The organism is Pseudomonas sp. KH_050 (assembly GCF_057838875.1).
Window position 1 is genome coordinate 4,321,295 of the sequence record NZ_CM174478.1, and the last position, 10,457, is coordinate 4,331,751.

At 60.4% G+C, this 10,457-nt stretch carries 5 protein-coding genes and 2 pseudogenes; 5 read left to right on the forward strand and 2 right to left on the reverse strand.

Features of this window, described 5'->3' with window-relative positions; translation table 11 throughout:
* Window positions 1-24: 24 nt before the first annotated feature.
* Window positions 25-3,024: pseudogene (locus AC3IUA_RS19680) on the reverse strand (RHS repeat-associated core domain-containing protein); the annotation flags it as partial.
* A 347-nt stretch (window positions 3,025-3,371) separates the two neighbouring features.
* A pseudogene (locus AC3IUA_RS19685) lies at window positions 3,372-5,063 on the reverse strand (sulfatase-like hydrolase/transferase); the annotation flags it as partial.
* A gap of 507 nt (window positions 5,064-5,570) precedes the next feature.
* Between AC3IUA_RS19685 and AC3IUA_RS19690 the strand changes: the two are divergent.
* The 5 genes from AC3IUA_RS19690 to AC3IUA_RS19710 are packed head-to-tail and all read left to right on the forward strand — an operon-like array spanning window position 5,571 to window position 10,445.
* The gene (locus AC3IUA_RS19690) at window positions 5,571-6,923 is read left to right on the forward strand and encodes a UDP-glucose dehydrogenase family protein (protein ID WP_489356489.1); all 1,353 of its coding nucleotides are present in this window, start codon (window positions 5,571-5,573) and stop codon (window positions 6,921-6,923) included.
* Window positions 6,920-8,002 carry an NAD-dependent epimerase gene (locus AC3IUA_RS19695; RefSeq protein WP_489356491.1) on the forward strand — a complete coding sequence of 361 codons (1,083 nt, stop codon included), beginning with the start codon at window positions 6,920-6,922 and terminating at the stop codon, window positions 8,000-8,002. The genes AC3IUA_RS19690 and AC3IUA_RS19695 overlap by 4 nt, the downstream gene beginning before the upstream one ends.
* Window positions 7,999-8,745 (forward strand): sugar transferase, encoded by a 747-nt coding sequence (locus AC3IUA_RS19700; protein ID WP_489356493.1) that lies wholly within the window; start codon window positions 7,999-8,001, stop codon window positions 8,743-8,745. Before AC3IUA_RS19695 ends, AC3IUA_RS19700 begins: the two co-directional genes overlap by 4 nt.
* A gap of 1 nt (window position 8,746) precedes the next feature.
* A complete protein-coding gene (locus AC3IUA_RS19705) occupies window positions 8,747-9,394 on the forward strand; it encodes a CpsD/CapB family tyrosine-protein kinase (RefSeq protein ID WP_489356495.1) in 648 nt (215 codons plus the stop codon).
* Window positions 9,395-9,416: 22 nt separating this feature from the next.
* A complete protein-coding gene (locus AC3IUA_RS19710) occupies window positions 9,417-10,445 on the forward strand; it encodes a polysaccharide biosynthesis/export family protein (RefSeq protein WP_489356497.1) in 1,029 nt (342 codons plus the stop codon).
* Window positions 10,446-10,457: the final 12 nt, after the last annotated feature.

Here is a 10,457-nt window from a genome sequence, read left to right on the forward strand (position 1 = left end):
GGATCAAAAGATTGAAACGGCATCTACGCCCGACGGATTGATCCAGCCTGTCGGATTCGGCGTGTACTGGTAGCCGTTCAACCTGTCCGCCAGCAGACTCGGATCCGGCGTCAGGTAACGGCCGATGTGCGGATCGTAGTAGCGATGGTGGTTGTAGTGCAGACCGGTTTCGGCATCGTAGTACTGGCCCTGAAAGCGCAGTGGGTTGTCGATTTGAAGTTCGCTGTCGAGGCTGGCGAGTTGGCCGTAGGCTTTGTATTTCGCCGACCAGACGATCTCGCCGTTGTAGTCGGTGAGTTCCAGCGGCGTGCCGATATGGTCGACCTGGTAGTAGAACAGGCCGGTCTTGAACGGGTCTTCGCCGTCGAGCAGAGCCAAGGGCCGCGAGCTGCCGGGTTCGTAGAGGTAGCGACGATAATAATGGCTGCTGCGTTCGGCAATCAGTTGCTGGCCTTGCCAGAGAAATTCGGTGCTGTAGCCGTCGACGGTTTTGCCAGTACGGCGGCCAACGGCGTCGTAGCGGTAGGTCACGCGACGGCCGTCCGGCAGACTCACGCCGATCAGTCGGTGCCGGCAGTCGTAGCGGTATTCGGTGACGAGTGCCTGGACGGTGCCGCGCCGTTCGCGAATCAGATTGCCATAGGCGTCGTAGTCGTAATGGCGATCGCCTTGCCTCAACAGGCGGTTGTCTTTGATCGTCGTCGGGCCTTGCATCTGCAGGTTGCCGGCGGGGTCGTGGGCGAAGTGTTCCGGAAGTTCGCCACGGGAATGGCGGACGCGGGTCAGACGGTTCAGCGCATCGTAGTAGTAACCGCGCTGGCCGTGACGGCTGTCCGCGATGGAGGCCAGGTTGCCGTTGACCGCGTAACCGTAATGGCGCAGGTACAGCGGCCGGGCTTGCCGGGTGACCGAGTGGAGTTGCAGGCGCCCTTGCTCGTCGTAGTGGTACTGACTGAGCAGCAGGCCTTGCTGGCGTTGCCGCTCGCGACCGGCGCTGAATTGGTGGCTACTCAGCCGCTCGCCATTGAGGTCGATGGCGCTCAGTGCGCCACCCTGGGCGTAGTGGTAGTCGAGGGTGCTGTCGTCCGGCAACCGCAGCTGGTCAAGCCGGCCGCATGGGTCGTAACGGTAATGCAGGGTGCCCTGGCTTTGCTGCTCGGTAATCAGCCGGTCCTGCAGATCGTATTGGTACTCCTGCGGCCACTGACCATCATCGACACTGACCAGCCGGCCAAGACTGTCATAGCGGTATTCAATCTTGCTGCCGTCGGCCAGGCTCTTGAGCAGCACACGCCCTTGAGCGTCGCGTTCATAAGCGGTGAGCAACTGACTGCCGTCATCGCCAAACTCGGTTTTCTCCAGCAGATGGCCCTTTCGGTCGTAGGCATATGCCGTGCGCCGGCCATCGAATCCGCGCTCTTGCCGGATCTGGCCGTTGGCATCGTACTGGCGCTGATAACGTTCGCCGGAGCGGGTTTCGATCTCACTGAGCAGCAACCGTGAGTTGTCGTAGCGGTAGCGCAAGTGTGTGCCATCCGGGTCGATCCGGCGGCTGACCAGGGGCAGATCGTCGACGTATTCATAACGGGTGACGTGCCCCAGCTCGTCGCGTTCGCGGGTGACTTTACCGTAGGCGTTGTAGCTGAAGGCGCGAGTGGCGCCGTTGGGCAGAATAGTTTGCGTCAGCCGCCCTACCGCGTCCCATTGGTACTGGGTGAGGGCTCCGCTTTGGTCCTGGCAACTGATCCGCCGGCCCAGGGCATCGTAGCGATAACGCCAGTGACTGGCGTCCGGCAGCTGTTCTTCGACCAGCTGCCCAAGGAGGTTCCAGCCCAGAACATGGAGGCTGTCATCCGGATGACGGATCGACAGCAGGCAACCCTTTTCATCGTACTGGTAACGGGTGATGTGGCCGTGGGGATCGGTCCGTTGAGTGATCTCGCCCTGAGCGTTGTGCAGGAATGTCCACTGCGCCTTGCCACGCTGACGCAGGTGGACATAACCGTTGCGATACTCGAACAGCGTGGGCTCTGCTGCGGCCGGCAGTATCGCGCTGAGGCGTCCGGCCTCGTCATAGCGGTATTGAGTGACGGCACCCAGCGGATCCTGCCCGGCCGTCAGCCGAGCGTTTTCGTCGTAGCTCTTCAGCCATTCGGCACCGTCCGCTGCGACCTTGCGCAGCAGTCGCGGCGGCTGGTCGTGAAGGTAGACTTCTTCGCTGCCGTCGGCGTGGCTGACAGTGACGCGACCCTGGTCGTCCCAGACGTGACGCGCATCCATCTGTGAAGGGTTGGTCCAGTGTCGAATGCAGCGCACGACGTTGCCCTGTTGCTGCCACGCCCAGAAAAAACGTGCGCCGCCGGCCAGTTGCCGCTGCAGGATGAGCTGCTGATCGTCGTAGTTGTAGTACTCGCTTTCACCGACGGCATTGGTCGCCTCCACCAGCCGCCAGCGCTCGTCATAGCGGTAGCTGACCAGGGTCTGCTCGGTGTGCCAGGCGTCTTCGAGACTATCCGTCGGGTGATAGCTCTGGTAGTCGACGGCGATCAGATGGTCGCGCTGGTAACGCAGCTGCAAGGCGCGGCCGGCACCGTTGTCGAGACGCTGGATGCGTCCTTGAGAGTCGCGGGTGATCCGCAGACGGTTGGCGTAAGCATCACTGATAGCGCTCAGACGACCCTCGTGAAAGTGATAAAACCGCGCACTGTCACCGACCTCGGCAAGAATCAGCTCCTGCGGATCGTCACCCAGGTAAATCGCCGCCCGTGGCAGGCTGGTGTGGATCTGCGGCCATTCACGGTCTGGCAGCGGAAATCGGGTTTGACGGTTTTCAGGGTCGGTCCAGATCAACGAATCGCCGCCGACCTCCAGCCGCTGCGCCAGCGAATGGCTCCAGCCAAACCCCAGCCCGCAATCGATTTCCTGCGCACTGCTGCGGTATAGCCGGGTCCAGGCAAACGGCAATAGCCCGTCCAGTTCACCCTCGCAGAAGGTCAGCGACTCTTCGCCGGTGATCATTGACAGGTCGTTCATCCGCAATCCCTCGCGTCGCTGGTATAGGACGCGAGACTTTGCAGGGGATGACCGGGAAATGGAGTCGGGAAGATTCGAGAGGCAGAGTAGGAAATTTCTTTAAATCAAATGGAAAAGATCAACAACCAAAGAGCTGTCGAACGCAAAACTGTGGCGAGGGGGCTTGCCGCCCATCGGCCGGTCCGCGCTCTGGCCAAGCAGTCGTAAAGCACTGGTGCGATTTAACTGATAAAACGCGGTTGCCGGTTTTGGGGTCGCTGCGCGACCCAGCGGGAGCAAGCTCCCTCGCCACAAGGGGCCTGGCACCTACGGCAATCGCCCGAAATCAATCCCCTCCCCCCCACCGCCAGCCCGGTCTGCGGCTGATCCGGTGTGACGATCTCCTTGAGGTCGATATGTTTCCAGGCCGGTTTCGCCCCCAGACGCGCGTTGAAGCGGATGTTGAAGGTAAAGTCGTCCTTGGTCGGCTCGCTCAGTGGCTTGCCGTAGACCGGTTCGATCGCCGCCAGGTCGTAGCCCATCAGCTGCAGCAAGGTGGGGAAGATGTTGTAGTGGCTGGAGCGATCCTTATTAACCGCCAGCGCGCTCTTCCAGTCGAGGGTGTGCAGGTTGCTGCCCTGGATCACTATCAGCGGCACCAGGCCCTCCTCGTCCACCGGCTCACCGCCGCAATGGGTATTGAGGCCCGGGTTGCCGCGTTCATGCAGGTCCTGGCCATGGTCGGAGGTGTAGATCAGCACTGCATTGCTCAGGTCCGCCCTGGCGAAGATTCGCGAGAAGAACTCGCCGACGGTCCACAGCAAGGTGTTCTTGTAGGCATTGCGGTACAGCATCCAGTCATCGGTCTGGCCGCCGAAACCGTCGCGCGAACCGGTGTCGGCGACTTCGACATACTGCCCGCGTGACAACACCGGGCGGTAGGTCATGAAGTCGTCCGGGTATTTGTCATGGACCGGGAAGTGCGCGCCGACCTTGTTGATGACCACCAATTGCGGCTGGCCGTCGTTGAGCAGTTCGATCAGTTTCTGCGCCGCCGCCATATCGCGGTCGCGCACGCTGGTCTGGTCGAACTGGACGAACTCATCGATGTCCTTGCGCTCAAGCTCGGTCATCCGGTTCTGCAGGAAGCCGCCGGTACGCTGGGCATCGATGTACACCGTGCGCAGCCCTGCCTGCCTGGCGTACTGCCAGATCGACGGCAGGGTCGAGTTGATGCGCATGTAGTCATCGCGCGTACCGCCATAACGCAACGTAACGTTAGTATCGGCACTGCAGTTGGTAATGGACGCAGCATAGCCATAGTTGTAGATGTCCACGCCCGGACGGGGCTCCTTCAGGTTGCTGTGCACGCCGAAGGGGGCGTTGATATCCAGGTAATTGCCGGAAATGCTTTCATCGATGATCAGCACGATATCGTGGCCGACGGCCTGCGGCCGGCGCGCCAGGCTGACCGTCTCGCGGGGGCCGACGGTGTCCCGCGCAGCCTCATAGGCGAACAGGTTCAGGTATGCCAGCGGCGTGTACATGATCGGCAAGCCTCTGGCACCCTCGCCCGCTCGCACGAACAACACCGCCGAAAGCAGCAGCAACCCGAGCAGCGGTGCCGCCGTCGGCACGTAACCCGGCAGCGCCAGGCGCCGCCGCGGCTTGAGCCCGATGCCCAGCAGCAGCAACAGCCCGCTGGCCAGCGAACCGAGAATGACCCAACGGTATTGATACGCCGCTTCCAGAATGAAACCGCCCGAATAGACCAGCGAGATGAAACTGTTATACGTCAGGTAATCGGCAGTGACCTTGGTGAAGATGTCGAAAAATACCGCCGAGATGAAGAACGCCAGCGCGAACACGTGACGCACCAGCGTGTGGCGGATGTTGGCGGTCAACAGCAGGGCGAAGACCAAAGCGATGAACATCCCGGCAAACAACAGCACCGGCAAACCGAAGCCCATCGCGCCTATGCGTTCAAGGTAATAATCGTAGTTTTTCAGCAAGTACAGAACGATCAGCAGTTCCTTGAGATAACTCGCCATAAATCCCTCTTTTTGAATGGCATTACTTCCCCGCCGACCAGTGCAAACATCCGTTAACACACAGAAAGGGACGTAAAAGAGTAGTTCCGATCGCCGTTATCACCCAAAAATATCAAGTCAATTAATTGACGACTACGATTCGCATCACTCATCGGCATCAGTAACCTCACTGAGACATTAGCAGCGCACCATCAAAGCGCAACCCGGTGTTTCAACCTTGATCGCGTCAAAAAAAAGGTGACTCAAATCTGACACACCTGCATCGCTAAGAGCCAAGCAGATCAAGCTTTAAGACCGTTCGTCGCTTAGTTTTGCAGGCTTTTTTAAGTACAAATTCGTCCAAAGCCTTGGCCACAAAGCGTCTGATGGCAAAACGCCTAAAAAGCCATGAATTGCTGAGTACGAAGAACCTGTCATTTCGTTGACACGTTTTTTCAAGGCTGGTCTATACCCTCTTCATCAGTCTCATCCCAGTTACATCCACCGCACTTTGCGAGGCGCGCCAATATGGACGTGAGCGTATTCGGTACGGGCTACGTTGGCCTGATTCAAGCAGCCGCACTGGCGGACGTCGGTCACCGGGTTTTGTGTGTCGATGTCGACTTAAAGAAAATCAAGCAGTTGCAACAGGCCGTTCCACCGATTAGTGAACCCGGGCTTTCCGGGTTGCTGGAAGACAACATCAAGGAAGGCCGATTGCTGTTCAGCACCCAGGCCAGTGATGCGGTTGCCCACGCCGAGTTGATCTTTATCGCAGTGGGGACTCCGGCCGATGAAGACGGTTCGGCCGATCTCAGCCATGTGCTGACGGTCACCCGGGAAATCGCCCGCTGCATGGAAGCCGATCGCACCCTGATCATCAAATCCACGGTTCCGGTTGGAACCGCTGACAAAGTCGCCGCCTGCGCCCACGAAGAATTACAGCTCAGGGGCAAGGGCCAGCTGAATGTGCGCGTGGTCTCCAACCCCGAATTTCTCAAGGAAGGCAGCGCGCTCAACGATTGCATGCGCCCTGACCGGATCATCGTCGGCACCAGTGACGAGCTCGCCCGCAGCCAGCTGGCCGAGCTCTACGCGCCGTTCGGCCGCAACCATGAAAAATTGATGTTCATGGATAACCGCAGCGCCGAGCTGACCAAGTACGCCGCCAACGCCATGTTGGCGACCCGCATCAGTTTCATGAACGAACTGGCCAACCTGACTGAACATCTGGGTGCCGACATCGAGGCGGTCCGTAGAGGCATTGGTTCGGACCCACGCATCGGTTATCACTTCATTTACCCCGGCTGCGGTTTTGGCGGTTCGTGCTTTCCCAAGGACCTGCGTGCCTTGCTGCACACCGCCGAGCAGAACGACATGCCGTTGCGCCTGCTGCGCAGCGTGTGCGATGTGAATGATGCCCAGCGGCATATTCTCTTCGGCAAACTTCAGCCGTATTTCCCCCAGGGCCTGGCCGGCAAGTCGATCGCCATCTGGGGGCTGGCCTTCAAACCGAACACCGACGACATGCGTGAAGCCCCGAGCCGCTACCTGATGGAAGCGATATGGCAAGCAGGCGCAACCGTTCGCGCGTTCGATCCGGAAGCCATGGCCGAATGCCGGCGGATCTACGGTTACCGCAACGATTTGCAACTGTGCGCCACCCGTGACGACACCCTGGAAGATGCCGATGCCCTGGTGATCTGCACCGAGTGGAAAAACTTTCGGGTGGTCGACCTCGAACTGCTGGCCAGTAAATTGCGCTCGCGGGTGATCATCGACGGCCGCAACCTCTACAACCCGGAAACGCTTGCCGCCGCGGGGCTGCACTATCGTGGCATCGGCCTGCGCAACATTGCTCCAGAAGGAGCGAACGAATGAAAATCCTGGTGACCGGCGCCGCTGGTTTTATTGGAGCCCACTGCGTCCTGCGCTTGCTGCGTGACGGACACCAGGTGTGTGGGCTGGACAACTTCAACGACTACTACGACCCGGCTTTGAAGGAAGCCCGGGTGCGTTGGGTACAGGAACAAGCGGGCGATTTCCCGCTGTTTCGCCTGGACCTGGCCGACAACCAGGCCATCGCCGAACTCTTTGCCCGCGAACAACCGCAGGTGGTTATCCACCTCGCCGCTCAGGCCGGAGTGCGTTATTCGCTGGACAATCCGCGGGCCTATGTCGACAGCAACCTGAGCGGGTTCCTGAACATCCTCGAAGGCTGCCGCCATCACCCGGTGCAGCACCTGATTTACGCCTCGTCCAGTTCGGTCTACGGGGCCAATCAGCACACCCCCTACTCGGTGCAGGACGGCGTCAACCATCCGCTTTCGCTGTATGCCGCGACCAAGAAGGCCAATGAGCTGATGGCGCACAGCTACAGCCACCTGTTCGGCATCCCGTGCACCGGCCTGCGCTTCTTCACCGTGTACGGCCCTTGGGGTCGCCCGGACATGTCGCCGATTCAGTTTGCCCAGGCGATCGTCTCGCGGCGCCCGCTGAAGCTGTTCAACCATGGCCAGCACCAGCGCGACTTCACCTACATCGACGACATCATCGAGAGCCTGACCCGGCTGATCGAGCGTGCGCCGCAGGCCGCGTCGAACTGGGACCGTGAGCACCCGGATCCAGCCACCAGCATGGCCCCGTGGCAGCTCTACAACATCGGCGGCCAGCGCCCGGTCGAACTCAAGGATTACCTCGCCCTCCTGGAGAAACATCTGGGCATCAAGGCTGAGGTCGAGCTGCTGCCCCTGCAACCGGGCGACGTGCTCAACACCTGTGCCGATGTATCGCAACTGGAGCGAGACACCGGTTTCCACCCCCGGATCGAACTGGACGAAGGGCTCGCGCGCTTCGCTTCCTGGTTCCGTGATTACTACCAAATGCCTGTAGTTGAAGCGCCGCTCGACAGTGGGACTTCGTCACTGGCAGTTCCTGTGAAGCAGTGGAGAAGTCTATGACTGGTCAGCAAAAAGATGTGACGCTCGCGGAGTTAAGGCGAGACAAACGCATGGACCCCAATCATCGCATGCGCCTCGACGCCGCGATTCATATGCAGGGTCGGTGCTGGATCACTGGTCGTGACGGCGGTCGGCCGTGGACCCTGTCGCGGACCAATCGGCTGCTGGCCGGCCTGGGTGCCCTGGTGCTGCTGGTACTGCTCTCGCCCCTGCTGCTGACACTGGCCTTGATCGTCAAGCTGACCAGCCGCGGCCCGGTGATGTTCGTGCAGAAACGCACTGGCTATCGCGGACGTGTATTCGGTATGTACAAGTTCCGCACCATGGTGGCTAACGCCGAAGAACTCAAAGAGTCGGTGCGCCACCTGAACAAACATGGTGCCGATGCCATCGACTTCAAAATCGACCATGACCCACGGGTCACCAGCATCGGTCGCTGGTTGCGGCGCAGCAGCCTGGACGAACTGCCCAATCTGCTCAATGTGGTCACCGGCGATATGCGCCTGGTGGGTCCGCGTCCTACTTCATTCAATGCCTACCGCTACAAGGATAACCACCTGGCGCGGCTGAGCATCTACCCCGGCATGACGGGTCTCTGGCAGATCTCCGGGCGTAGCAACATCGACTTCGACCAACGTGTGGAACTGGACCTGAGCTACATCGCAGAGCAGAGCCTCATGCTTGATTTGAAGATCCTGTTGAAAACCCCCTTCAAAGTATTCAGCGGCCACGGAGCAAGTTGAGATGGACGGTTCAACCAAGAAAAGCTTGACCATCGCGAACCCGAGCGAGACTAACCTCACCTCGACCGTGCTCGATCAGGATCTGCGGATCCTCCTCATGACCGCGGCCAATAGCGGTAGCGGCACCAGCACCAGCGCCCTGGCGCTGGCCAGTCAACTGGCGCAGATGAGTAGCGGCCAGGTGCTGTTGGTGGACGCGAGTCAGACCGCATCCAATCTCAGCCAGCAGCTGGGTTTACAGAAGGAGCGCGGCTTTCGCGACCTGCTGTTCAACCAGGACAACCCGCCGCTGCTGCAGGATTGCATCGTGCACATCTCGAGCCTGCCGTTCCATATCCTGCCCAACGGCCGGCATATCCGCGGCGCCGATCACCTGAATGCGGAGCAATTGCGCCCCCTGCTCAAGCAGCTCGGTGCGCGATATCGCTTCGTGGTGCTCGATGGCGACGCGGTGTATTCGGCCGCCGACACCCTGGCCATCAGCACGCTGGTGGACGGTGTGGTGCTGGTGGTGCGCTCCGAGGACACCCGCTGGGAAGTGGCGCAAGCCGCCAGCCAGCGCCTGACCCAGGCCGGCGCGAAACTGGTTGGCGCGGTCTTCAACCGACGCAAGTACTACATGCCCAAGTGGCTCTACAACAACCTCTGAACAGCAGCTAAAGGACGACGACATGAAAGCTAAATGGCTTCCCCTGCTGTTGCTGCCTCTTGCAGGTTGCTCCAGCAACGAAACCCAGAACACGCCGGTGCAGATACTCACTGCCGCACCGGCCGATGCCCAGGCCACCGAGGTGCTCCAGGTCGAGCAGACGTTACGGCCACAGGACGTGCTCGATGTGATCTTCCACATCAGCACCAGTGGTTCTGCCGCTTATCGGGTGCAGCCCGGTGACCAGGTCGGGCTGAACTTCACCGCCGCCACCCAACTCAACGGCACCCAGAAGGTGCTGCCTGACGGCACCATCGAGCTGCCTGGCGCCAACACCTCGGTGAAAATCGCCGGCCTGACCACCGAACAGGCACGCCAGGAGATCCAGCGGGTCTACCAGCAAAAAGCCCTGTTCCAGCCCAATCGCAATCAGCTCAGCGTGCAGGTCCTCAGCCCTCTGAGCTACGAACAGAATCTGCGGAGCGACCTCAGCCACCCGGGCACCGGGATGAGCCGGGAGATCATTGTGGGCAACGACGGCCATGCGAGCTTCCCGGAAATCGGCTCGGTGCCATTGCAAGGGATGACCATCAACCAGCTGGAAACCTTCCTCAACTCGCGTTACGCGCAGTTGCCGGGGCGGATGACGGTCGATGTGATGCTCAAGTCGACCAAGGGCAACGAGATTTATGTGCTTGGTGAAGTCGGGCAACCCGGTGCCTACCCTATCCGCCGGCCGGTCTCGATCCTCGAGGCATTGACCCTGGCACGGGGGACGAACGTCAAGGCGGAACTGGGTTCGGTGGTCGTCATGCGCCGCACCGGCAACCTGGTCCACGCACACCGCTACGACGTCGACAAAGCGCTGGCGGGCGATGCTTCGCAGTTCGCCTACCTGCAGGCCGACGACATGCTCTACGTACCCAAGACCAAACTGGCCAGCGCTGGCGAACTCGCCCGGCAACTGGCAGACGTGGTGCTGTTCCAGGGTATCGGCTTCAGCTTCGCCTATCGCGTCGATAACAAAGACAGCAGCAGCAACGGTAACTAACCCCAGGCAGGT